This window comes from Luteimonas sp. RIT-PG2_3 (assembly GCF_054902115.1).
In genome coordinates, this window is record NZ_JBUBPF010000001.1 from 584,612 (window position 1) to 608,626 (window position 24,015).

General features: G+C 64.6%; 16 protein-coding genes and 1 pseudogene. 6 read left to right on the forward strand and 11 right to left on the reverse strand.

Translation table 11 applies throughout. From position 1 onward, the window contains the following. Nucleotides 1-142: 142 nt before the first annotated feature. Nucleotides 143-2,722, forward strand: coding sequence for an ATP-dependent helicase HrpB (hrpB, locus tag ACYX7E_RS02470; protein WP_462078947.1), 2,580 nt, complete (start codon nucleotides 143-145; stop codon nucleotides 2,720-2,722). A gap of 438 nt (nucleotides 2,723-3,160) precedes the next feature. Then, entirely contained in the window at nucleotides 3,161-3,532 is a 372-nt protein-coding gene (locus ACYX7E_RS02475) for a hypothetical protein (protein WP_462078948.1), read from the forward strand. Between the two features lie 290 nt (nucleotides 3,533-3,822). Here ACYX7E_RS02475 and ACYX7E_RS02480 read toward each other — a convergent pair whose 3' ends face one another. The 3 genes from ACYX7E_RS02480 to ACYX7E_RS02490 form a co-directional block, all read right to left on the reverse strand. Beyond that, nucleotides 3,823-4,995 (reverse strand): hybrid sensor histidine kinase/response regulator, encoded by a 1,173-nt coding sequence (locus ACYX7E_RS02480; protein WP_462078949.1) that lies wholly within the window; start codon nucleotides 4,993-4,995, stop codon nucleotides 3,823-3,825. 64 nt (nucleotides 4,996-5,059) lie between these two features. Beyond that, a complete protein-coding gene (locus tag ACYX7E_RS02485) occupies nucleotides 5,060-5,653 on the reverse strand; it encodes a pseudouridine synthase (protein WP_462078950.1) in 594 nt (197 codons plus the stop codon). A 184-nt stretch (nucleotides 5,654-5,837) separates the two neighbouring features. Then, the gene (locus tag ACYX7E_RS02490) at nucleotides 5,838-6,701 is read right to left on the reverse strand and encodes a class I SAM-dependent methyltransferase (protein WP_462078951.1); all 864 of its coding nucleotides are present in this window, start codon (nucleotides 6,699-6,701) and stop codon (nucleotides 5,838-5,840) included. Nucleotides 6,702-6,870: 169 nt separating this feature from the next. On the opposite strand from ACYX7E_RS02490, the pseudogene ACYX7E_RS02495 reads away from it, so the two are divergent. Together ACYX7E_RS02495 and ACYX7E_RS02500 are read left to right on the forward strand one after the other, a co-directional pair. After that, nucleotides 6,871-7,827 (forward strand): annotated as a pseudogene (locus ACYX7E_RS02495) (aldo/keto reductase); the annotation flags it as partial. Nucleotides 7,828-7,901: 74 nt separating this feature from the next. Then, nucleotides 7,902-8,930, forward strand: a complete 1,029-nt coding sequence (locus ACYX7E_RS02500; RefSeq protein WP_462078952.1) for an NADP-dependent oxidoreductase — start codon at nucleotides 7,902-7,904, stop codon at nucleotides 8,928-8,930. Between the two features lie 205 nt (nucleotides 8,931-9,135). Here the strand turns inward: ACYX7E_RS02500 and ACYX7E_RS02505 are convergent, their stop codons facing one another. From ACYX7E_RS02505 to ACYX7E_RS02535, 7 genes are all read right to left on the reverse strand, one after another. Beyond that, nucleotides 9,136-9,552 carry a helix-turn-helix domain-containing protein gene (locus tag ACYX7E_RS02505; RefSeq protein ID WP_462078953.1) on the reverse strand — a complete coding sequence of 139 codons (417 nt, stop codon included), beginning with the start codon at nucleotides 9,550-9,552 and terminating at the stop codon, nucleotides 9,136-9,138. 1,115 nt (nucleotides 9,553-10,667) lie between these two features. Continuing rightward, nucleotides 10,668-11,027: a hypothetical protein gene (locus ACYX7E_RS02510; protein ID WP_462078954.1), complete on the reverse strand. Its 360-nt coding sequence runs from the start codon at nucleotides 11,025-11,027 to the stop codon at nucleotides 10,668-10,670. Nucleotides 11,028-11,084: 57 nt separating this feature from the next. Beyond that, the gene (locus ACYX7E_RS02515; RefSeq protein WP_462078955.1) at nucleotides 11,085-11,504 is read right to left on the reverse strand and encodes a roadblock/LC7 domain-containing protein; all 420 of its coding nucleotides are present in this window, start codon (nucleotides 11,502-11,504) and stop codon (nucleotides 11,085-11,087) included. After that, nucleotides 11,497-12,072, reverse strand: a complete 576-nt coding sequence (locus ACYX7E_RS02520) for a GTP-binding protein (RefSeq protein ID WP_462078956.1) — start codon at nucleotides 12,070-12,072, stop codon at nucleotides 11,497-11,499. The genes ACYX7E_RS02515 and ACYX7E_RS02520 overlap by 8 nt, the downstream gene beginning before the upstream one ends. After that, a complete protein-coding gene (locus ACYX7E_RS02525; RefSeq protein WP_462078957.1) occupies nucleotides 12,069-13,223 on the reverse strand; it encodes a hypothetical protein in 1,155 nt (384 codons plus the stop codon). Before ACYX7E_RS02525 ends, ACYX7E_RS02520 begins: the two co-directional genes overlap by 4 nt. A 629-nt stretch (nucleotides 13,224-13,852) precedes the next feature. Next, complete coding sequence (locus ACYX7E_RS02530) at nucleotides 13,853-16,084, reverse strand: NADP-dependent isocitrate dehydrogenase (protein WP_462078958.1); 2,232 nt, start codon at nucleotides 16,082-16,084, stop codon at nucleotides 13,853-13,855. 520 nt (nucleotides 16,085-16,604) lie between these two features. After that, the gene (locus ACYX7E_RS02535) at nucleotides 16,605-17,270 is read right to left on the reverse strand and encodes a hypothetical protein (protein WP_462078959.1); all 666 of its coding nucleotides are present in this window, start codon (nucleotides 17,268-17,270) and stop codon (nucleotides 16,605-16,607) included. A 1,117-nt stretch (nucleotides 17,271-18,387) separates the two neighbouring features. On the opposite strand from ACYX7E_RS02535, the gene ACYX7E_RS02540 reads away from it, so the two are divergent. Further along, nucleotides 18,388-19,287, forward strand: a complete 900-nt coding sequence (locus ACYX7E_RS02540) for a hypothetical protein (protein WP_462078960.1) — start codon at nucleotides 18,388-18,390, stop codon at nucleotides 19,285-19,287. Between the two features lie 45 nt (nucleotides 19,288-19,332). Next, nucleotides 19,333-20,067, forward strand: a complete 735-nt coding sequence (locus ACYX7E_RS02545) for a hypothetical protein (protein ID WP_462078961.1) — start codon at nucleotides 19,333-19,335, stop codon at nucleotides 20,065-20,067. Nucleotides 20,068-20,347: 280 nt separating this feature from the next. Here ACYX7E_RS02545 and ACYX7E_RS02550 read toward each other — a convergent pair whose 3' ends face one another. Continuing rightward, nucleotides 20,348-24,001 carry an SIR2 family protein gene (locus tag ACYX7E_RS02550; protein WP_462078962.1) on the reverse strand — a complete coding sequence of 1,218 codons (3,654 nt, stop codon included), beginning with the start codon at nucleotides 23,999-24,001 and terminating at the stop codon, nucleotides 20,348-20,350. Between the last annotated feature and the right edge of the window lie 14 nt (nucleotides 24,002-24,015).

Consider the following 24,015-nt stretch of genomic DNA (forward strand, 5'->3'; position numbering starts at 1 on the left):
CCTGCTCACGATCTGTCGCGAACGCAGCCCGCGTGACAAGTGCGGCAAGCGCGGCAAGCGCGTGAACAGGTTCCAGGCGCCCACGTGATCGCCGGGGACGGCCAAAGCACTGCGTCCGTCGCCGGCCACGTATCCTTGCCGGATGTCGCGCCCCGCCTTTCCCATCGACGAACTGCTGCCGGACATCCTCGCCAGCCTGGCCACGCATCCGCGCCTGCTGCTGGAAGCGCCGCCCGGCGCGGGCAAGACCACGCAACTGCCGCTGGCCCTGCTGCAGGCCGACTGGCTGGCCGGTCGCAGGATCGTGATGCTGGAGCCGCGTCGCGTCGCCGCGCGCGCTGCCGCCGGCTTCATGGCCGCGCAACTCGGTGAACCGGTCGGCGAGACTGTCGGTTACCGCATCCGCTTCGAGAACAGGACCTCGGCGCGTACGCGCATCGAGGTCGTCACCGAAGGCATCCTGACCCGCATGCTGCAGGATGATCCCGAACTCGGCGGCGAGGGCGCCGGCGGTGTCGGCGTGCTGCTGTTCGACGAATTCCACGAGCGCCATCTTGCCGGCGACCTGGGTCTGGCGCTGGCGATGGACGTGCAGGCATCGCTGCGCCCGGACCTGCGCCTGGTGCTGATGTCGGCGACGCTCGATGGCGAGCGGCTGGCCGGCGTCCTCGATGCGCCGCGGCTGACCAGTCAGGGGCGCAGCTTCCCGGTCGATGTCGCGCACTTCCCGGCGCGCCGCGACGAAGCGCTGGAGCCGCAGGTGCGCCGTGCGATCGCGCACGCGTTGCAGCAGCATCCGGGCGACGTGCTGGTGTTCCTGCCCGGCGTGCGCGAGATCTCGCGCCTCCAGTCCGCGCTCGATGCCGCCGCGCCGATCGCTACCGCACCTGCGTCGAACAGCGACGCGCACGCCGCTGCTGATGCGGGGGTCGTCGTGCTCGCGCTGCATGGCGAGCTGCCGGTCGAGAAGCAGTCCGAGGCGCTGCAGTCCGATCCGCAGGGGCGCCGTCGCGTGGTGCTGGCGACCAATGTCGCCGAGAGCAGCGTGACCCTGCCCGGCGTGCGCGTCGTCATCGACAGCGGCCTGGCGCGCGAGCCGCGCTTCGATCCCAACAGCGGCTTCTCGCGGCTGGACACCGTGCATGTATCCCAGGCCTCGGCCGACCAGCGGGCCGGTCGCGCCGGTCGCGTCGCCGCGGGCTGGGCGTATCGGCTCTGGCCGCAGTCGCAGCGGCTGGAACCGCAGCGCCGCGCAGAGATCGGCCAGGTCGAACTCAGCGGCCTGGCGCTGGAACTCGCCGCTTGGGGCAGTGCCGACCTGCGCTTCGTCGATCCGCCCCCGGCGGGCGCGTGGTCGGCCGCGCGCGACCTGCTGCAACGCCTCGACGGCCTCGATGCCGGCGCTGCGATCACCGCGACCGGCAAGCGCATGCTGCAGCTCGGCGCACCGCCGCGGATCGCGGCGATGCTGCTGGCGGCGCGCGAACCGGCCGCGCGCGCGCTGGCTTGCGACCTGGCTGCGCTGCTGGATGCGCGCGACCCGCTGCGCATGCGTCCCGGCGAACCGCGCGGCGATGCCTGGAGCCCACGCTGGCAGGCGCTGGCCGCGTTCCGTGCCGGTCGCACCCCGCCCGAGGCCAACCGCTCGGCGCTGGCGGCGATCGATGCCGCGGCCCGGCAATGGCGCCGTCGCCTGCGTTGTGATGCCGCGCCGCCGGCGCATGCCAGCGCGCACCAGATCGGCGAGGCACTCGCGCATGCCTTCCCTGACCGCATCGCCTACCGGCATCCGCGCGACCGTCTGCGCTACCAGCTCAGCAATGGCCGCATGGCCCGGCTGTTCGACGACAGCCAACTGCTCGGCGAAGCCTGGCTGGTGGCCAGCGACCTGCGCTTCGATGCCCGCGAGGCGCTGCTGCTGCGCGGCGCGCCGGTCGACGAGGCCGGGCTGCGCCAGCAGTTCGCCGGCCATTTCATCGAGCGCGACGAGACCCGTTGGGATGCCCAGCGCGCGGCCCTGGTCTGCGAACGCGTCCGCCGTTTCGACGGCATCGTGCTCGATGCCCGGCCCGCCGGCCGCGTCGATCCGCAACAGGCCGCGCGGGCGCTGACGTCGGCGGTCCGCGAGGCCGGGTTGCAGGTGCTGCCGTGGCGCGAAGGCCTGCAGCAATGGCGCGCGCGCGTGCAGAGCCTGCGCCACTGGCGGCCCGAGCTGGGCCTGCCCGATCTCGGCGACGAGGCCCTGCTGGCGACCCTGGACGACTGGCTGCAGCCGGCCTTCGTCGGCAGCACGCGACTCGATGCGCTCGGCGAAGAGCGGCTGTCGGATGCCTTGAAGTCGCGCCTGGACTGGTCGCAACGCCAGCAGCTCGACCAGCTTGCGCCGGCACGGATCACGGTGCCCTCTGGCATGGAGCGCGCGATCCAGTACGCGGTCGAACACGACGGCATGCCGGCCGCGCCGGTGCTGGCGGTCAAGCTGCAGGAACTGTTCGGCCTGGCGGAGACACCGCGCATCGCCGACGGCCGCATCGCGCTGACGATCCACCTGCTGTCGCCCGCCGGTCGCCCGCTGCAGGTCACCCAGGACCTGCGCGGCTTCTGGGAGCGCACCTGGCCGGAAGTGCGCAGGGAAATGAAGGGGCGGTACCCGCGGCATCCGTGGCCAGAGGATCCATGGAATGCGGTAGCCACGCATCGGGCGAAGCCGAGAGGAACGTGAGGTCATAGCGGACAGCCGGCAACCCCGGACATGGACCCGTGGCGACGGTGATGGCTGGCAGTCGCGGAAGGTGTCACTCGGCGCGGCCGGAGGATCCATGGAATGCGGTAGCGACCCATCGGGCGAAGCCGAGAGGGACGTGAGGGGCGACCAGGTAACAAGCGAACAGCCGGTGGCCAGCGGCATGGACCCGTGGCGACGGTGGTGGTTGGTAGTCGCGGAAGGTGTCACTCGGCGCGGTGGTGGATGGCAGTTGCGGAGGGTGTCACCTGGCGCGGTGATGGATGGCCGTCGCGGAGGATCCCTCTCGCCGCAGCGTGGAAAGGTTCACTCCGCGCTGTGCGGCAGCTGAAGCCTCACACGCCTTCGACACCGGCGTCGCGGATTTCTGGCAGGCTTTATCCCATCGCGCCATTGCGCCCCCACGAGCCTGCGACCATGACCAAACTCAGTTCGTTCTCCGACCGCGCCCTGGACCTGGTGGGCCAGGTGGGCGACAACATCCGTACCTCGCTGCCCGACACCGCGACCAAGTGGCTGCAGACCGGCGCCGCGCTGGGCGTGGCCCGCACCGGCACGCGCGCGGTGGGCACGCTGATCCGTCGCAATCCTGCCGTGGCCGTCGCCGCTGCGGTCGGTGCCGGCGCGATCTGGTATCTCGCGCGTCGTCAGGCCAAGAAGCGGGCGCTGGCCGGCGGCAATGGCGCTGCGATCGAAGGCAAGTCGACCCGGGTCGACGCACGGCGCGCGACACGCGCACCGGCTGGTGCGCGCCGCAAGTCGGGCAGCAAGCCTGCCGTCGAGGATTGAGGCGGTCACCCGCAAGGTTGATCGTGCCGGGTCGTCGGGCGTGATCGCGACGACCCGGGCAAATCCCGGGCATATCGCAATCACGACGCGCGTGGTGGGTGTGGACCCGCGTTCGCGCGCATTGTCGTTGAGCGGCGGGGCTTTTCACCCGGCCACTCTTTGTCAGATACCAATACCAAGGCTCGCGGGCGCCAGATCGGCGGGAACGTAGCGCCGACATCCGGTGAGACGGAATCTGCAGTGCGGTAATCGCTGCCCCGCTATCGCGATGCGACAGCGGGGCCTGTCGGTCAGCTCTCGGCGCGCGCGTCGACGTCTTCTTCTTCGTCGACCTCAGGGCCCTGCAGCACGATCGCTTCGGGCAGCTCGATGATGAAGCGTGCGCCGCCCTGTTCGCGACCCTCGTACCACAGCTGGCCGCCGGCACTGACGATGATCTGTCGCGCCAACGACAGGCCCAGGCCGCTGGAAATGCCATCGTCGCCGCCGACGCTGTCGTCGAGCCGGACGAACGGCTTGAACAGGCCACCCTGCTTGGCGGCCGGAATCCCCGGCCCGCGATCTTCCACGCGCAGCTGCCAGTAGCCCGGTCCCGCGCCCTGCACCAGGATGTCGATGTCGCTGCCCGGCGCGTACTTGAGCGCGTTGCTGATCAGGTTCTCGCAGACCTGGCGCAGCACCAGTGGATCGATCGCCAATGGCGGCACGTTGTCGGCCGAGGCGATCCGCAACGCAGAACCGCGATCCTCGATCTGCAGCGAATAGCGGCTGTCCAGCCAGCCCAGGACCTGCGGCAACGATGCCGACGCGTCCGCGTCGCCAGCACGGCCACGGCTCTGCGCGGACTGCGTTTCCAGGTAGCGGCGGATGTAGCCCAGCGCATCCTCGGTGCTCTCGCGCACGATCTGCAGGTAGCGCGGCACGCGTTCGGCGGCGATCCCGCCACCCAGCAGCATCTCGGTCGCGAAGAACACGCTCGACAATGGATTCTTCAGGTCGTGCGCAACCAGGTTCACCAGCTCCTGGCGTTCGCGCGCCACGCGCTCCAGGCGGTCGCGCGCCATCTTCAGGCCGACGTGCGCATTGACGCGCGCCAGCAGCTCTTCGGGCATGAAGGGCTTGGTGACGTAGTCCACCGCGCCGGAATCGAACGCACGCAGCAGCAGGTCGCGATCCTGCGCGACGGTCAGGAACACCACCGGCAGGCGCAGCAGCTCGGGGCGCTGCTTGATCTGCGCCATCAGCGCAAAGCCGTCCATGCCCGGCATCAGCATGTCCAGCAGCATCAGGTCGGGAATCGGCTCGGCGCCCGGCGCGGTCAACATCTCCAGCGCCTGCTCGCCACCTTCGGCGGTGCGCACGCAAAAGCCGTTGCGCGACAGCAATGCGCTGACGACCCGCAGGTTGGCGGGTTGATCGTCGACGACCAGGATGCGTCCCTGGATGTTGCTGGAGTTGGGCATGCAGTAGCGGTCCGTACCCTTGGTTGTGGGCGGGCAAAAGGCTGCCTGTCCCGGGGGCGGGACGTTAACAGAAACCGGCTGAGCCCCCGCTGTTTATCTGAATACCCGATTCCCAGCCCGCAGGTAAAGTCCGCCAGCGCCCCGGGGCCAGATCATCCAGCGAAATCGCGCCGATGCCAACCCGCACAAGCCGCAAAGTCGGCAAACCCACGGCGGCGGTCATACGCCGGACCTGGCGGTTGCGGCCCTCGTGGATCGTCAGCTGCAGCCAGCCATCGGGCACGGTCTTGCGGAAGCGCACCGGCGGATCGCGCGGCCACAGTGTGGGCGGCGGGTCCAGCCGGCGGGCCTGTGCGGGCCGCGTCGGGCCGTCGTTCAGCATCACGCCGTCGCGCAGCTGCTGCAGCTGGGCATCGGTGGCGAGGCCCTCGACCTGCACCCAGTAGGTCTTGGCCAGCTTGTGCCGCGGGTCGGTGATCCGGTGCGCCAGCGGACCATCGTCGGTCAGCAGCAACAGGCCTTCGCTGTCATGGTCGAGCCGGCCGGCCGCATAGACGTCGGCCGGAAGATCGAAGCCGGCCAGCGTCGGCCGTGGCGGCAGCGTGCGGTCGGTGAACTGGCACAGCACGCCATGGGGTTTGTTGAACGCGATCAGCATGCGGCGCAGGGAGTGAGGACGGAGGACGACGGAGGGCCGATCCGGAGAGCGTGGGCGCGGGAAGCGGGGCCGGCAATGCAGCATCGGTCGAGCGGCAGGTGCCTGCAGATGCCGACATCGCCGACATGCCTGACGTTCCGCCGCTCTCAAGACGCCGGTTTCCCGACGCCCCGCGCCCGGCCTTTCACGGCTTCACGAAACGCAGCGTCATCCGGTCGCTCTCGCCGATGGCCTGGTACTTGGCGGCATCTTCGGCATCGTGTCGATTGCCCGGCGGCAGCATCCAGACGCCATTGGGATGGTCCTTGGTGTCCTTCGGGTTGGCGTTGATCTCGCTCTTGCCGTCGAGCTTGAAGCCCGCCGCTTCCGCCAGTGCGATGACCTGCGCTTCACCGACATAGCCGCTGCGGTCGTCGTCGCCGACATCGGCCTTGGCGCGGTGTTCGACGACGCCGAGCACGCCGCCCGACTTGAGCACGTCGAAGAAGCCCTTGAACATGCCCTCGGCCTGCTTGGACATCCGCCAGTTGTGCACGTTGCGGAACGTCAGCACCAGGTCGGCGGACCGTGCGGCGCCGAACTGCGGCGCGGTCGGGTTGTAGTCGACCAGGGTGGCCTTGTCGAACTGCGCCGGCGCGGCGGCGAACAGCTTGGACAGGCCATCCTTCGCGCCCTGCTGGTAATCGCGGCCGCGGCCTTCGGGCACGCTGGCAGGATCGACGACGGCACCGATGTACTGGCCGTGTCCCTTCAGGTACGGTGCCAGGATCTCGGCATACCAGCCGCCGCCGGGGGTGATCTCGATGACGGTCTGGTCGGGCTTGAGGCCGAAGAACGCCAGCGTCTGCGCCGGGTGGCGGTAGACGTCGCGCGCGCTGTTCTCGGGCTTGCGCCAGCTGCCGGCGATCGCCGCGGCCAGCGGGTCGGCCTGGTCCTGGCCATGCCCGGCATGGGCGTCATGGTTGGCCTTCTGCTGCGGGCCGGCAACGGCGGCGGTGGCGCCGAGCATCAACAGCGACAGGCTGCATCCGATCATCAGGTCGCGCATGGGTGGTCTCCGTCATAAGGTGTGCGCAGGGTGCCACATCCCCGTCGCGACCGCGTGTTGCAGTGCGGACCGGCGCGACTTGAGACGCAACAGTGCTTTGCGGATCCGCAGGCAATGCCGTCGCACCCCGGGGCTAAGCTGAAGGACCCGATGCGGTAGTGGACACGACATGTCGAAACGAGAACTCGGCCGATCCGGCCTCTGGGTCGATCCGATCGCCTTTGGCGGCAACGTCTTCGGCTGGAGCGCCGACGAGGCCACCTCGTTCGGATTGCTCGACGCCTGCGTCGGCCTCGGCCTGAACCTGGTCGACACCGCCGACGTCTATTCGGCATGGGCGCCTGGCAATGCGGGCGGCGAATCGGAAGCCATCATCGGGCGCTGGCTCAAGCGCAGCGGACGTCGCGACCAGCTGGTCATCGCCACCAAGGTCGCCAAATGGAGCCGGCATCCGGGGCTGTCGCCGTTGAACATCCAGGCCGCCGCCGAGGATTCGCTGCGTCGCCTGCAGACCGATGTCATCGATCTTTACCAGGCGCACGCAGACGATCCCGACGTGCCGCTGGCGGACACGCTGGGCGCGTTCTCGCGACTGATCGAACAGGGCAAGGTGCGCGCGATCGGCGCCTCCAACTACAGTGCGCCGCGCCTGGCCGAAGCCCTGCGGGTGGCTGAGCAACACCGCCTGCCGCGCTACGAAACCCTGCAGCCCGAATACAACCTCTACGATCGCGCCGGCTACGAGGACGCGCTCGAGCCGCTGGTGCGCGACGCCGGCCTCGGTGTCATCAGTTACTACGCCCTGGCCAGCGGCTTCCTGACCGGCAAGTACCGCGTGGCCGGCGACGCCGGCAAGAGCAGCGCGCGTGGCGCCGGCGTGGTCGACAAGTACCTCAACCCGCGCGGCCTGCGGATCCTGAAGGCGCTCGACGACGTGGCCAGTGCGCACGCGGCGACGGTTGCGCAGGTGGCGCTGGCCTGGCTGATCGCCCGCCCCGGCATCACCGCGCCGATCGTCAGCGCGACCAGCGTCGACCAGCTGCGCGACATCGCCGTCGCGCGCACGCTGGTCCTGTCGCCAGCACAGATCGCCGCGCTGGACGCGGCCAGTGCAGTCGCGGGCAGCACGCCATCATCGGTAACGCCAGCCCCAGGCCCGGAACGCTCCGGCAGCCAGCGCACCCGCACCGGAGCCACCGCATGAGCGCCGCCATCAATACCCGCATCGTGCTGGCCTCGCGCCCCACCGGCGAACCGGTGGCCGAGAACTTCCGGCTCGAGCACGTGCCACTGCCGGTGCCGCGCAACGGCCAGGTGCTGCTGAGCAACCGCTGGCTGTCGCTGGATCCGTACATGCGTGGCCGGCTCAATGCCGGGCGCTCGTATGCCGCGCCGGTCGAGATCGACGACGTCATCGAAGGCGGCACCGTGTCCGAGGTGGTGCAGTCGCTGCATCCCGACTGGGCCCCGGGCGACCTCGTGTTGTCGCACGCCGGCTGGCAGACGCACGCGGTCGTCGATGGCGACCAGTTGCGGCGCAAGCTCGATCCTGACGGTCCGCCACCCAGCACCGCGCTCGGCGTCTACGGCATGCCCGGCTTCACCGCCTATGCCGGCCTGCGCGAGATCGGCAAGCCGATGGCCGGGGAAACCCTCGTGGTCGCCGCCGCCAGTGGCCCGGTCGGCGCGACGGTCGGACAGATCGCCCGGATGTCGGGTGCGCGCGTCGTCGGCATTGCCGGGGGGGCCGCCAAGGTCGCCTATCTGCGCGACGCGCTCGGCTTCGATGTCGCGCTCGACCACCGTGCCGAGGACTTCGCGGCGCAGTTGGCGGCCGCCTGTCCGGACGGCATCGATGTCTATTTCGAGAATGTCGGCGGCAAGGTCTTCGACGCTGTGCTGCCGTTGTTGAACGATTTCGCGCGCGTGCCGGTCTGCGGCACGGTCTCGAGCTACAACCAGCGTGGCGAGCCCGTGCCCGGTCCCGACCGCGCGCCGGCCCTGTTGAACCAGATCCTGCGCCAGCGGTTGACGTTGCGCGGGTTCATCGTCCGCGACTTCATCAAGCTGTATCCCGAATTCCTGCGCGAGATGGGCGCCTGGCTGCGTGACGGCAGGATCCTCTATCGCGAGGACATCATCGAAGGCCTCGAGCATGCGCCGCAGGGCCTGATCGGTCTGCTGCGTGGCGACAACTTCGGCAAGCGGCTGGTGCGCATCCGGGATTGATGGCGTGCGCGCAGCGATTTTCTGTGGGTAGTTTGCGGGTAAACAACACCCACCACGCACATGCGTGGGTGAGCCTTACTTGCGACACGTAGCTCGAAAATTTCTCGGAGGAGAATGTCAAGCGCTCTATTGTGAGAGCTCGTAGAAGGATTGAATCTTCCGGAGCTAGACGTGAACACGTGCAGAACTCCTGTTCAAGAGCATTTCATCCCAGAACACGATCTGTTCGACTTCTTTGCCGCGACGACCTGGCGCGGGAAATTATTTGTCGAGCGCTCGATGACGTAGACGCGATGAACTCCAAGATGCTCCGTCTATTCACCCCAGAGCTATTTCTGTAGGCCAGTAAAAGTACTCTCTCTTCGGGATCATCAACGATATCTGCATCAAGGGTAGGAATCCAATCGTCCTGAAGTTCTGGGGACCCGCGCCCAGTGGCAAGCCACTCGTACGAAACCTCGGCTACGAGTGCAAGTTGCTGTAACCGAACACTGCTGGGAGCCTTGTCTCCGCACTCCCAGTTTGCAACTGCGCTCCGACTTACTCTCAATTTGTTGCCCAGCTCCGACTGAGAGAACCCCTTGTGTACTCTTGACTTCCTTATCCGTGCACTAAGCGTCATGCCTGCGTTCCCAAATGCGTAGAGCGCCTGACAAACGATTCTACAACCTGACGAGAGCCTATGGATCTTCAAATATTCTCAGGACGTCACCAATAGTGACGTAAGGCAGCACCATGGGTTGCGATGGCGGGTAAGCATATGAAGAATCAAGTGCGAATTTCAAACTGTCAGGTGAGAGAGGCTCCGAAGTACGCATCTTCAGATTGCAAGCCGGTGCTACATGTGGGATCAAGAGTGTCGGCAATCTCTCATCGTATGTCTTCAAAAGTAGAGTGCAGAGAGAAGCCTGGATACCGGTCGTTTGCCGAAACAACCTGCGTAAATCTGGAGGTTCCAATGAGCACATCGAAGTGCGTAGTTCTTTCTTCCCTGATCTCTCTGTTAGTGTTTGCGCCGACTGCTAACACAGAAAATAGATCATCCAATACAGCAGATAGCGTGGTGGCCGCCAGCTACATTCCGGATTTCAATCCGATGCAACTAAGACGACATTTCTGGAAACAGAATGGGACGTCTGGTTACCATTTCACCGGATGGTGGTTGCCCAATACGTGGGAAACGAGATATGTCGAGGAAGGAACGCTAGGTTTCGTGTCAGTTACTCCCTTCGCTGGATCGCATGCGATCTACAATTGTCTTGTTCCTGTTGCAGGAAAATCACCAAGCCCGTTTACGTCTGTCGATCCCAATTGCGAGCCGGGTGCTGGGTATCCGAATACCTTGCACGGTTTTACAGGCTACGTGAGTACCCAGCCGAGAGCCGGGTTCGTCCCTTTGTATCGTTGCAACTTGTTCGTGCCAGGGCATCCTCATCATTTCGACTCATTCAGCTCGACATGCGAGGGTTCACCATCCGCGCTCGAAGGAGTTCTTGGCTATGTGGCTTTGACTGCTCCATGATCAACTTGCCGAGCCAAATTCGAATCGAATCGAAGGATCATGCAATGGTCTGGGTATGAGGTTTCAGTTGATTGTGCGAACGCAAAATTGAGCGGCGCTTGTGGACGCAATCAAAAGCAACGCTCCAAAGAACTGAAGTCGATCCCCTGCCTTGGCCGGCAGGGGATCGTAATGCAGATCGAAGCTCGTAAACGCCCTCTGCCGACCGTGTCGGATTACAGTTCCAGCGCGCCTTCGACGTCGAGCACCTTGCGGCGCGCGAGGGCGAGGTTGGACTTGCTACGGTCGAGCACGACGTAGAAGAACAGACCGGGCTTGGAGGCCACCGGGCGCAGGATGTGGTACGCCTTGCCCAGCGAGATCAGGATGTCCTCGATGCTGTCGTTGAGCTTCAGCGAGTTGGCGGTCTTGAGCTTGGCGCGGATCACTTCGGTGTTGCCGGCGGCGGCCACTTCCATGTCGACGCCGGAACCGGCCTCGCCCAGCAGCATCCCGCTGTTGTAGTCGACCAGGGAGACGGCCTGGGCGCCGTCGATCGTCATCAGTTCATCCAGGGATTGTTTCAGGCTGGCCATTGCGGTTTCCTTTGTGGTTGGCGGGAGTGTTCGGTGCGGGACATGCGCGACGTGGCGTCAGCCGTCGTTGCATGCGGACAGGATCTTCTGGCTGCACTCGCGTGCGCTCCAGAGCACGCTGCCGATGACGCTGCGCCGGGTGCAGGCCGCCATCAGCAGCAGCGGGCTGGCGGGCACGGGAATCGACAGCATCAGCACCTTGCCGTCGTCGGCTTCGAGCATCAGCACTTCCATGTTGCCGAGCGCGAGTTCGCGCGAGACCGCTTTGGCGAGTGCGAGCATCGAGCTGGTCATCGCCGCGAGGCGCTCGCCGTTGCCGCCCTGGCCGCTGGCTTCGGCGAGCGCGAAGCCGTCGACGCTGGCGACCACAGCGCTGCGCAGGCCGGGGATCGCGGTCGCGAAGGCATCGAGCTCGGCGCGGATCCGCGCGATACGCGCGTCGGTCACTGGACGGCTCGGCAACGATGCGTCAGCCATGCGCGGCCACCAGGTCGGCGGTGTCGATCTGGGTCATCAGGACATCCATCAACATGAGAATCTGTGTCGCGTCGCGCGCGTCCACCGGCACGATCGGCACGACCTGCCCGCGCGCATCGGCACGTGCCGACAGCCGCTGCATCGCCGTGTCCATCGCCGTGCCGGGGGCAAGCGCGGTGTCCGTGGCAAGGTCCAGCTTGGTCACGCCGATCGCTATCGGCACGGTCGGAGCGTGTTCGGCCAGCACGTCGAGGTAACGGTCGAGCTCGGCGCTCGCGTCCTCGCCGCTGGCATCGATCAGCACCAGGGCACCGGCCGCGCCTTCGAGCAGGATCGGCCAGATGAAAGAGAAGCGTGTCTGCCCGGGCGTGCCGAACAGGCGCATGCGATCGCCATTGGGCAGCGCGACGTCGGCGTAATCCATCGCCACCGTGGTCGCGAGCTTTGCCGACGAGGCATCGGTGTTGTCGACATCGGTATCGACGACGCGACTCTGCGCGACCGCGCGCACCAGCGTCGACTTGCCGGCGCCCATCGAACCCAGGATGACGATCTTGTGCTCGATCATGAGCCGGCCTGCATGCCCTGGCGCACCGAACGCCACATCCGCGCCAGTGCCGAGCCGCCACGTTTGCGTTCGGTCACCGCCGGGCCCGGCGCGGGGGCGGCGGCGGGGACCGGCCGGCTGACCTGCGCGTAGCCGCTGAGGTAGGCGGCGTTGAAGAAGCCGTCAACGGTGGCGGCGTCGAGTTCCAGCAGGTCGGCGGCTTCGGCGGTTGTGCTTGGCCGCTTCAGCAGCAGGCAGCACAGGCGGAAATGGTCGTGGCGATGGGCCAGCGCGCGGAAGTCCGGCCATTGCCGCAGCGACAGCACGGTGCGCCGGTCCATCGGGTCCAGCAGCGGCACCGGCCCGTCGATCCGCAGTGCGATGTTCCACAGCAGCGGCGCCAGCGGCATTGATTGCGCGGCCGAGGCGCTGGTATTGAAGTCGCGCGCCGACAGCGGTTCGAGCCGCAGCCGATGGAAATCGGTGGCGAGCACGCTGGCGATATCCTTGTCGATGCCGGAGACCGGGGCGGCCAGGCGGCGGTCGAAATCCAGCAACAGCAGGGCCTCTCCGTCGCGCGTCAGCGTGGCCAGGCCATCGCCATTGGCGACACGTTCGCGCAACAGGCCGGCGATCGGTGCCGCGGCCTCGTCGGACATGACTCCTGGTGCGATCGCAGTGACGGCGACCGGGTGTGGTGGTGTTTGCGCGAGGCTCGCATCGTCTGCAGGCGCGGCGGCTGGCGCCGCAGTCGCACTCGCTTCCGGCGCACGCGCCGTGCGCGCGGGGGCAGCGGGTGCGAGGGGGTCGGCGGGGTCAACGGGAGCGGGGGGATCAATGGCATCGACGGCATCGGCAGTACCGCCGTCCGTCGTCGCTCCCACCAGCACCGCCCGCATGGCCTCGTTGTCGAGCACCGCGCGCATCGGGCTGCGGCCATCGTGCAGGCTGCCGTCGTCGTCGAGGATCCAAAAGGCCAGCGACGGTCGCGTCTGCGCCATGCGCAGTCCGACCCGCGACATCGCGCTGCTGCCGGCGACGATCAGCAGATCGCAGGTCCACAGGTCGTCGCAGCTGGCGATCGCCGTGTTGGACGACGATGCGTCGGTGTTCGAGGAGGAAGCAGGGGGGAGCGACTGCAGGCGCTGCAGCAGCGCATGTTCGGTGGGCATGTCCGTGCCCATGATCAAGACCCTGACCGCTCCGTTGTCGGCGGAGGTCGTGGCGTGCATTACCAAGTTGTTCCCCTGTTCCTTTACCAGCGCGTCCAATGGCGGGCCCATGGTCATTGCCATCGGGAGGCGTCACGTGCGCTTGCATGGATGTTAAGGGCGGGTTCGCAGGCGAACGGTGATGCAGCGCGCAAAATCATCACGCGGCGTGCACGCGCAGCAGGATCAGAGGTTATTCGTGTCGCGGCTTTGTCGTATGCGTCACAGTTCGTGGCGCATGCAGTGGCGACCACGATGCCGCCGCATCGGCCGCATCGGCCGCAGCGTCTCCGTGCCTATGACGTCGGGAACTGTGGTGTTGCGATCACCGTCGATCCACGAGACAGGAGAACCAGGCGCTACGCGACGCGATCACAGGGGGCAGGTACCGGTGCGGCATCCGTGCAGCATCGGCACGCTGCGTCGGCGCCTTACGCCAAAAACAGCAAACCCGGCCGGAGCCGGGTCTGCATGGACACACTTGGGGCGGCATCGAACCGGATCGCTCCGGTTCGACCGGCCCCCTCGCCCGTTCACGATCTGTCGCGAGCGCAGCCGGATGGCCAGCGCAGGAGGATCGTGGACAGGGATCAGGCCGACAGCGTTGCCAGCGCGGCGTTGAACGTCGCGCTCGGACGCATCGCCGCACCGGCCTTGGCCAGGTCCGGACGATAGTAGGCGCCGATGTCGACCGGCTTGCCCTGCGCGGCGACCAGCTCGGCCAGGATCGTGGCCTCGTTGTCGGTCAGGACCTTGGCCAGCGGTGCGAACGTGGCCTTCAGCGCCGGGTCTTCGTCCTGGTCGGCCAGCGCCTGCGCCCAGTACTGGGCCAGGTAGAAATGGCTGCCCCGGTTGTCGAGCTCGCCGACCTTGCGTGCCGGCGAACGGTTGTTGTCGAGGATCCTGCCGTTGGCCACGTCCAGCGCCTTGGCCAGCACCGCCGCCGGGGTGTTGAGGTAACGCTGGCCCAGGTGCTCCAGCGACGCCGCCAGCGCGAGGAACTCGCCCAGCGAATCCCAGCGCAGGTAGCCTTCCTCGACGAACTGCTGCACATGCTTGGGCGCCGAACCGCCGGCGCCGGTCTCGAACAGGCCGCCACCCGCCATCAGCGGCACGATCGACAGCATTTTCGCGCTGGTGCCCAGTTCCATGATCGGGAACAGGTCGGTCAGGTAGTCGCGCAGCACGTTGCCGGTGACCGAGATCGTGTCCTGGCCCTTGCGGATGCGCTCCAGCGAGAAGCGGGTCGCGTCGACCGGGGCCAGGATGCGGATGTCCAGGCCGCTGGTGCTGTGGTCCTTGAGGTAACGCTCGACCTTGGCGATGACCTGGGCGTCGTGCGCACGGTCCTTGTCGAGCCAGAATACCGCCGGCGTGTTCGACAGCCGCGCGCGGTTGACCGCCAGCTTCACCCAATCCTGGATCGGCGCGTCCTTGACCTGGCACATGCGCCAGATGTCGCCGGCTTCCACCGCGTGCTCGAAGACCAGCTTGCCGTTGGCGTCGGTCACGCGCACGGTGCCATCGGTGGCGACCTGGAAGGTCTTGTCGTGGCTGCCGTATTCCTCGGCCTTCTGCGCCATCAGGCCGACGTTGGGCACCGAGCCCATCGTCGCCGGATCGAACGCGCCGTTGGCCTTGCAGTCGTCGATGACGGCCTGGTAGACGCCGGCATAGCAACGGTCCGGGATCACCGCCTTGGCGTCCTGCAGCTTGCCTTCGGCATTCCACATGCCGCCGGAGTCGCGGATCATCGCCGGCATCGAGGCGTCGACGATGACGTCGCTGGGCACGTGCAGGTTGGTGATGCCCTTGTCGGAGTTGACCATCGCCAGCGCCGGGCGCTGCGCGTACAGCGCGTCGATGTCGGCCTTGATGGCGTCCTGCTGGGCGGCCGGCAGCGCGCCGATGCGCGCGTACAGGTCGCCGATGCCGTTGTTGGAATCGAAGCCGATCTGCTGCAGCGCGTCGGCATGCTTGGCCAGCACGTCCTGGTAGAACGCATCGACCGCGACACCGAACATGATCGGGTCGGAGACCTTCATCATCGTCGCCTTCAGGTGCAGCGAGAACAGCACCCCGCGAGCCTTGGCATCGGCGATCTGGGCCTCGATGAAGGCCGCCAGCGCGCGCCGCGACATTACCGACGCGTCGACGATCTCACCGGCCTTGACCGCGGTCTTTTCCTTCAGCACGGTGACCTTGCCGTCGTTGCCGACCAGCTCGATCTTCAGGCTGCCGGCCTCGTCCAGCGTGGTGGACTGCTCGCTGCCGTAGAAATCGCCGGCGTCCATGTGCGACACGTGAGACTTCGAGTCCGCGCTCCACTTGCCCATGCGGTGCGGGTGCTTGCGGGCGAAATTCTTGACCGACAGCGGCGCACGGCGATCGGAGTTGCCTTCGCGCAACACCGGGTTGACCGCGCTGCCCTTGACCTTGTCGTACCGCGACTGGATGTCGCGTTCGCGATCGTCGGCCGGCGCGTCGGGATAGTCCGGCAGCGCGAAGCCCAGCGCCTGCAGTTCCTTGATCGCGGCCTTCAGCTGCGGCACGGAGGCGCTGATGTTGGGCAGCTTGATGATGTTGGCTTCCGGCGTGGTCGCCAGCGCGCCCAGTTCGGCCAGGTCATCGCTGATCTTCTGGTCGTCGCGCAGCAGGTCCGGAAACTGCGACAGGATCCGGCCCGACAGCGAGATGTCGCGCGTCTCGACGGCGATGCCGGCGGTGTGGGTGAAGGCTTCGACGACCGGCAGCAGCGATTGCGTGGCCAGGAACGGCGCTTCGTCGGTCAGGGTGTAGAGGATCTTCGGTGTTTCGGACATGGAGGCGTTGTCTCGTGCAAGCGGGCGGGGAAGACGCCACGGGCCTGGGGCCAGCGGCTGCAAGCCCGGATCATCCGCAGGCGGGATGCAGCCGTGAACAGGCGCGCCGACCGGCGCGCGTGCCTGCCATTGTCGCCTGTCCGGGGAGTCGGCGAAAGGTGAGCCCCCGCTGCCGCGTGTCCCGGGACAGGCCAGGATCAGGCCCGAACCATGCGATCGCGTGCCGATACCGCCGTGTGGCGCTTGCCGTGGCCTTGCTGCTGCGATGCGTAAGACCCGTGCATGCTGCGTGGCGGTCATCGTTCGCGCGGGCCAAGGCCCGCCCTACGGGTCTCACCCCCCGCATGTCCGTAGGGCGGGTCTCGACCCGCCATCACCAACGCCAGACCAATACCGCTTTGAACATCAAGGCGAGCACCGCACCTCCACCCGGTCAGCAAGTCCGGCCGAGATGTGGACCCAAAGCGAACGTCATCAGCGCGTTCTGGCCGCTTCGGTGATCAACGGTCGGATGACCTGACTAATCCGACTTTCTCAGAAAGTACGTGACATAGATAAGACCCTTATCGTCCGTTCCCATCGTCGTACTTGCGTCGAAGAACTGATCGCCGAACCAGGGTTCGTTCATGACGGGGCCTATCCATGCCTGCCAGTCGCTGGCCTGGCCTACCGAAGTGGAATCCTTGACGACTGCGGATATCGTGCAGATGGAGCGAGTGCAGTGGACATCGCTGACCTCAAGCCCACTTCTTTGTCCGTAATGATTGTTCAAAGCGTTGGTAAGCGCACTCTGCATCTGCGGAGACCATTGCGGGTCCTTTTCCTCATTCGTCGCGAGGGTCAGAAACTCCTTCTGCCGCTCGCTATTCATCGCGAGACCCTCAGAGAATCTTGAAACGCGCCGAGCGTTCTCTGCAGACATTGGCGTAGGCGTATGCAAGGCACCATCCAAGGGTGCACGCGCTGAAGCTGCCAGATCAGCGCCTGTGGAAGACTCATCTACCGCAGACTCGGGCGCGACCGACCGGGCGCGACCCGCTGGCTCCAGGACATGCGCGGAGTCGCCGTGCTCTTGCGCAAGTGTTTCGGTGTCATCGACCTTGATGGACCGCCATTGCATGTACATGACACCGATGATCGCGGCCGCGATGCCAAGGGCAAGAGCTTTCCAGAGTTTTCTGCTCACATCCACTCCTCCCTGATGTTGATCGCCGAGGGCGCGAAGCCAATGTCCCTAGGTGCTTTGGTCCCCTTCGTGCAGACGGCAAAAACCAGTCGCCACAGGCGTACCAGCCAACTGCCCTTGGTGTCTTGGGCGCCCGGTTGGGACGGGACCCCGAGATGGGCCAAGGCATCCAAGTCGAACGGTGCGCCGCGGGGCAGCTCAGCTTGGACCGCTTGATTAGATTGTGTCTCAAGTTTCGTTCCATAGTTGAAATTTGATGCAATATCTAATCGAGACGGGAAAGAGTGCTGCGATTGAACACGAACCTGATGGCGGCGGGGACCTGACGGCCACCACGCTGGTAGGAAGATAGATGTGGATATGGAGCCTGCGGCATTTGCTCACGAGTACGGGCGAAAAGCTGCCGCCGACTCGCTGGACAATCCTTCACGCGCCATAGAGTGTATCTTGGCCGACGACCGACAATCCGCTTGTGCGGCTGAACTCCGTCGACCTCTTTAACTACAACTTCGGCGGCGGATGGACATGCAGAATGGAGACATCCTTCTGCCCTTGAGCCCCAGGCACCTGCTTTACACCTGCATTGGGAGAAAGCCATCGCAACGTGGACCACGCTGGACACAAGCGAAGCGCTGCTCATCCGGCGGATTATCATCGAGCATGAGGATCGCTATGTTTTCGCCATGGACCGCGGAGATATTTATTCCATTCGCCCACGCATTTTTTCTCCCGAGGCCTGCGAGGCTGAGCGCGAAACATGGCAGCGTTGGCATGATGACCAAAGCCGCGCTGAAATCGATTTTTCTCGGTAGTATCAACCCGCATCCTGCAGCGGTCGAGGCTGCCCATGGACGATCAGGCAATGGATGACCCCGGGGAACTCTTCACCGGATGCCGCTGAAAGCAAAGGAGAACCTACATCCCAGGCGATTCACATTGAAACCTGCCTTTTCGGGAAAGTGGTGATTGCTAACGTCTTAAGGCGTCCTCTCGAATTAAGGTTGGTGCCTGGAATATCGCACTATGCGACCCGCCGGTTCCAGACTGTCTGATATCCTCAAAATCCCCCTTGGCGAAATCGAGGCACGTGACTTCAGAACGCACCCTACAGCTGTCGATGAGCCTGAATTTCAGACATCCGCTCACGGTCTATTCGCTGGTGGCCGGTGGCGTCTCACCATTGGCCATGACAAGCGCCGTCATCCACCTGCTCGATCGGAACATTGTCAGCTGGATCGGCCAGGAGCCGCGCAAGAAGCCATACATCCCACGCGACGCCGCCATGCGCTGGTGGTTGGATTTCCTGGACAAAGCGACCCATTCGATCAACCCGATGCTGTGTGCGTTCGAGGGCAATAAGGCTCGGATCCCAACACTGGACGAATTTAAGAACGAGTATCGGCGATCCTGCGACAAGATCGGCGCGTACTTCCACCACGCCAGGGTCGTCCGGCACCGGGACGACGACTTCCTGCAGGTTTACCAGAATGTCGTCGATCTGCAAGCGCGGCATCGCATCGAAGTGGACTTCCTGTGCGAGATCGCACCAGAGGTCGCCGAACGGCGGCCGCGCCGTGAGCTCGTCGCGATTCGGAACCGGATTCTCGACGCCGCGCAACGTAGGGGACTAGGCGCTTCGTTCGTGCTCATTGCCACTCTGTCATGTCTGTACGAAGGTGCGACAAACGAAACCGCGTCGGCGGCGAGGGGCGTCATCAAGCCCACGCCGAGGTATGGCCACAAGGCCGCGCACAATGCCGTGTCGGACGTGCGCGCCGTGGAAATACTGGCCGCGGGCGCCCCGTTGGGGCAGGAAGCGCTCGGACTGTGCACTGCGGACCGCGGACTCGCACAATTCTGGGATGCGCTAGGGATAACGTCCGCCACTTGGAACGGCAACAACAACTGTACCGTCAGCCAGCGGATGTCATCGCGGCTGTTTCCGATCCTGACCGACGCTGAATTCCGAGAACTGGCGGAGATACTGATCGAGCGCGGATTCGCCGATCGCGGCTGAAGGCCTGAGCCACCTCTCTCGCTACCATGACGAAGACGAGTACCGATGAACCAACCTGACGCAAACGGTATGCCGACTCTCAAACCAAACTGGTCCGCCTTTGCCAAGCTCGGCGCGATCACCGCAGCCGTTGGCGGCGTGTCGCTACATCTCATGGGTCAGGCGGCCCATCGCGTCCACCTGTACCAGATGGGTGTTAGCGCAGGGCATTTCCCCAAGACGACTGACTGGTTCGTCATCAATGGCTACTACACGTTGGCTGAGTTGTTCCTGGTATTCGTTAAAGCCTTCTCCGAGCACAAATGGCAGATTGCGTTGTGGATCCTAGCGCTCAGCCTCTACATGTACGGCATGGAGAAACTCGGCGCATGGCTGCGGGCCAAGGATCCGGCAACCAGGCTTGCCGGACTTCCAGCATGGGCATCGGAGCTGCTCCGAAACCTCTTCGCCAGCACTTTCGTGCTCGTCGGAATCCCGATCGCAATCATGTTCGTGATGATGATCCTGCTGCTGCCGGCTGTCGTAGGCGAAACCATTGGCAAGGACGTCGCCGCAAAGGAGTTGGCACGGTTCGCGTCGGGTTGCGACAGAGATGAACTAGATGCCGCCATGCGCTGCAGCCAGATCGTCATGGATGGAGAGCTGCTATTCACCGGCTACATCATTGATGCTTCGGAGACACATGTGGCGATCTTCGATCCGGCGACCCGACGCTCGACGGTCGTGGAGACGGCCGGAAAGGCGATTATGGGGAGGCAGGCGTCCACCCCGACCGACTAGAAAATCCCTATGAGCACCCGCACCCGGGCGCTTGCCACCACCTTCTGAAGAACGCCGTGCCTGCCGCGGCTCTTGCTCCTGACATGTCGGTCGCGCGCTCACGAACGTGTGCAATCAAACATTTCTGGAACGAATCTTGGCTCAGTGGCCGCTAGCGGCCAAAAGCGGCCGTACGGCTTCCGTCTTTCGGCGACCTTCTGTTACAGCCGTCTACGATCAGGGTGCTGGCAATATAATTTGATCGGGCGTACCCAAAACGCAGACGTTACCCGAACAGTCGCTATGCATTCTGTTGCCGCCGCAGCCCATACAACCTGATATAGGCCGGATCGTTCTCCAGTTCCGGATCCAAGGCGATGCACTCTTCCAGGAACTTCGGTAGATCATTGGGAACCTGAAACACGTCAGGATCGATCATTGCGTTCGCAAGCCGTAGAAAGGCACCCGGGTACTCCCGATAGAGATCTTGATGACGCTTCTCGAGCCGCAACGCATGCGTGAGGCTGGGAAACTGGTAAGGCACGACGAAATCAAGAACTGATTCGACTGCGTCCGGGAGCGCACTGCCGCACTCCAGCACCATCAGAACGAGTCTTTCCGAAGTGCCTTTTCCCCTGGCCCGCGCATCGAGCGGCCAGATCCCCTGCAGTAGCGGCTTGACGAGATCCCGCCAATGCGCGGCCTTGTCGGCAATTTTGTCGTCGCTCATCATTCGCCATAGGTGCAATGCCGCATTCTGCCGCACTTCTCCCGGCGCGACGGCAAGTGCCCGCTTCACCTCCGTAGGGGCCAGCGCATACTCCGCACCCTGGCCCTTCAGATGCCAAGCAGCAACGGAGAACAGCTTCACGAACACGCCTTCGAGCGCCCGGGCGGACAGACTCCTGCGTTCAAAGGCTTGCAGCATGGCAGGCTTGAGCGCATTGAAGAGCCTCGCATGCCCTATCCGCCCGTGAGCGTAGGCTTGCCACAATGGCAACGCTTCCTCATGCGCCCAATCCAGCCTCGGAACCAGGTGCTCGCCGGTCCAGTCCGGATCAATGGCATCCAAGTATGCAAGCGCGCGCGCGATATAGACGCGCCCCAGAAGACCTGCACGATTGGAAGCCGCCACAAGCCTCAAGAATCGTGGGCCGAGCACATCGCCCAAGCCGCTGTTGTCGGCTGGATTCGTAGCCGCCAACGCGTCCAGTAACGCAGATGCCAGATCGCCGCCCGGCCGATTGAGCGCTTCGTTGATCAGGTCGCCGTCAAAGCCAGACTCTGTTTCCGCGCCATCCTGATCCTCATACGCCAGACCGGCAAGCCGATCCCACACCGACAGAAAGCGCGGCTCGCCGCCTTCGATGGCTTCCGCCAGGGTCTCGCGTTGACGCACCATCCAGGAGCCGGCAGCGTGCAGAATCTCTTTCAGCGTCGCATCGGGCATCCTGAGAACCAGTTCGGCCAGTTCGTGCTGGAAACCGTCATCTCCCTGCTCGCTTGCTGCCCAGAGCAAGTAGCGCCAAGCGTCCGGATCCCAGCGATCGGCATCGCCCTCGTGCCTCAATCCCCGTAATGCCCGCTCGGGGTCGGCGTTACAGAAGACTCGCCAGAGATCGCCTTCGTCGTATTGGCGTTCCTGCTGAAGGCGAAACGCTTCCTGCACGAGCCGATCGTCATCGATTCCGGCAAGCAGCTCGGGATGGCCATCGGGTCCAACTTTGGAGGTGTGCCAAATGGAGAAGTCGTCGCGATCACCGGATTCTGGCTGCCACTTCGGATGCCGTGCCGCGATGTCAGCTAGCAACGCTCGCGACTCCTGCGACAGATCTCCGCCCGCGGAAGCGATTCGATGCAGTCGGCGATAGCTCGATCTGTCGACAATCGATTGCCATCGATCCTCATCCGCCGTCGCCTCGTCCAGGAACAGCGTCTTTGGCACTCCTGTACGCAAACGATCCTCCAGTGCGATGCGCTCTTCATCGCCGAACTCGGCCCACCGGCCTGCCAGCAGCCGCATGACTTCTACTTGGGTGTCGTCGTCCCAGAAATCATCGTCATTGAGCGCAAGTACAGCCCGCGCGGCGTCGTTTGCCGGCCAGGATCCGTTTGCCAACGCAAAGATGTGAAATCGCCTAAGCAACAGGAAGGGCGATTCGCGCCAATGCCCAATCAACAGCCGTGCTCGCTCAGGGTCGTGCGCTGCGATGCGCTGCCACAGATCCGCCAATGCTCGAACGATGGGCCGGAATCCACCACGATGGGTGTTCTGATGGTGCTTCGCGATCGAGGGAATGTCCCGGCTGGGCCGATCCCAGCCACCGGTCATGTCCAGATCCGATGCCTGCTCCAAAGCCTCGACGAGGGATCGATCCAGTGTCCTGAAGAGGGCCAGCCCTGCGTCCATGGTATCCGGCCATATCTGCAGTATCTCTGACGGTGGCGGATGATCGGCTGGCTCCAGATCGACCCGGACGAGCTTGTGCAAGGTTTCCGGTGACTCCTCTTCTTCGTCCGGCCACCAAAAAGGTCTATCCAGCTTGATACGCGGCGTCAGTATGCTGGCGATAACATTGCGCGCCTGGAAGTCGATCCGGCCGCGGCGAATCTGATCTCGCCAGCCGTACCAACCGCCGTCGAACATAGGGTTGGAGGCAGGTGCCCGCACGCTAAGAAACAAGCGCCATGCCCTTTCCCTAACGGCCGTCAATCCGTTGCCGATCTGATCCAGTGCACGTTGTACGCGCCATCGTGTTTGCTCGTCCAAAGGCGTCAGCGCGGCACAAGCGCGAATCATCTCTGGATCGTCGACCCGGCTTGCGATCCACACATCTGGCAACTGTTTCTGGAACATGCCGCGCTGAACCATGACAGGGAGCCAAGCCGTGTCGAGCGACAGTTCTCCCAGCAGCTGGATCGCATCCCCGCGATCCAGTAGTTTCAGACAGCAGTCGATGTGACCTTCGGACGACGGGGCCGGATCGTCTGCAAGCATGCTACGCAACCGCTCGCGTCTCCAGGCGGTAGGATCCCTTGCATAGGTTTTCCATTCGCGCAGCGTGTCATACAACGCGACATGATCGCCGTTGTCCACCTGATACAGAACGGGTTCGATGCCTTTCGCTCGCCACATCGCATCCATGAGATCCCTATCTTCGGCAGAACAATCGCCAAAGGCATAGACTTTCCGTAAATCAGGATAATGCTCACGATCTGCTTCCAGTGCCTCCAGGAGATAACGCATGGGCGGATCGTCCGCTTGATAGCCGACAAGAACAAGCGTGTGCGTTCGAGCTAGGTCGTAGACATATCTGGAGGCCCACCCGGTACGGAGGTAGGCATCGCCAAACTCGGCACTCGTGAGGACGAAATCCGTTTCGACAGTGCCGACCAAGGGATCAGCAAGCCTGCCGTGCAGATGCAGCACTCCGGTAAAACCTTCGCTCATCGGGCGTGGTAACGCCATGCCAGCGTAGCTTGTCGTGGTCTCGTCGTATTCATTCATCCAAGCACGTTCGAACAGCGTATCGAAGTTAGTGGTGAGCAATCGGGAGCGGCCTTGGGAATCTCGTGACAAGTCCAAGAGAGCCAAGTGGTTGGACAAGTCCGCATCTTCCGGCGGTGCGAGTTCATCGCGAACCGCAGCGCGGATGCGTGCTTGCATGTTTCGGTTGCGTGGCGCCTCAGATGCAGCCAACCGACGTTCCAGGCACCGCAGAACCCTGTCGTACTGGCCATGCAATCTCCCGCCTTCATCCATGCCCTCTCGTTCGGCCAGATGGTGCGCCCAGTCTTCCCCCAGGCGTCGATACACGCCCTCCACCAGTCCGCCAAACAATGGAAGGCCGACAGTACGCGATACCCCAGCCCCACAGACAAAGAGGGTTTCACCCCGTTCTTGGGTAACGATAAGATCGGTTGGAATGTCAGGGCCTGCTTCAACGAAACGCATTGAGGTTGCTCCCC

What these genes read in the sequence shown, in the direction of transcription:
- ACYX7E_RS02510 (WP_462078954.1), bottom strand. Translation starts at nt 11,027, where the DNA reads ATGGCCAGCCTGAAACAATCCCTGGATGAACTGATGACGATCGACGGC.
- ACYX7E_RS02490 (WP_462078951.1), bottom strand. Translation starts at nt 6,701, where the DNA reads ATGCGCGACCTGATGATCGGATGCAGCCTGTCGCTGTTGATGCTCGGC.
- ACYX7E_RS02540 (WP_462078960.1), top strand. Translation starts at nt 18,388, where the DNA reads ATGAGCCTGAATTTCAGACATCCGCTCACGGTCTATTCGCTGGTGGCC.
- ACYX7E_RS02525 (WP_462078957.1), bottom strand. Translation starts at nt 13,223, where the DNA reads ATGCCCACCGAACATGCGCTGCTGCAGCGCCTGCAGTCGCTCCCCCCT.
- ACYX7E_RS02550 (WP_462078962.1), bottom strand. Translation starts at nt 24,001, where the DNA reads ATGCGTTTCGTTGAAGCAGGCCCTGACATTCCAACCGATCTTATCGTT.
- ACYX7E_RS02515 (WP_462078955.1), bottom strand. Translation starts at nt 11,504, where the DNA reads ATGGCTGACGCATCGTTGCCGAGCCGTCCAGTGACCGACGCGCGTATC.
- ACYX7E_RS02530 (WP_462078958.1), bottom strand. Translation starts at nt 16,084, where the DNA reads ATGTCCGAAACACCGAAGATCCTCTACACCCTGACCGACGAAGCGCCG.
- ACYX7E_RS02480 (WP_462078949.1), bottom strand. Translation starts at nt 4,995, where the DNA reads ATGCCCAACTCCAGCAACATCCAGGGACGCATCCTGGTCGTCGACGAT.
- ACYX7E_RS02475 (WP_462078948.1), top strand. Translation starts at nt 3,161, where the DNA reads ATGACCAAACTCAGTTCGTTCTCCGACCGCGCCCTGGACCTGGTGGGC.
- hrpB (WP_462078947.1), top strand. Translation starts at nt 143, where the DNA reads ATGTCGCGCCCCGCCTTTCCCATCGACGAACTGCTGCCGGACATCCTC.
- ACYX7E_RS02505 (WP_462078953.1), bottom strand. Translation starts at nt 9,552, where the DNA reads ATGACGCTTAGTGCACGGATAAGGAAGTCAAGAGTACACAAGGGGTTC.
- ACYX7E_RS02545 (WP_462078961.1), top strand. Translation starts at nt 19,333, where the DNA reads ATGAACCAACCTGACGCAAACGGTATGCCGACTCTCAAACCAAACTGG.
- ACYX7E_RS02500 (WP_462078952.1), top strand. Translation starts at nt 7,902, where the DNA reads ATGAGCGCCGCCATCAATACCCGCATCGTGCTGGCCTCGCGCCCCACC.
- ACYX7E_RS02520 (WP_462078956.1), bottom strand. Translation starts at nt 12,072, where the DNA reads ATGATCGAGCACAAGATCGTCATCCTGGGTTCGATGGGCGCCGGCAAG.
- ACYX7E_RS02485 (WP_462078950.1), bottom strand. Translation starts at nt 5,653, where the DNA reads ATGCTGATCGCGTTCAACAAACCCCATGGCGTGCTGTGCCAGTTCACC.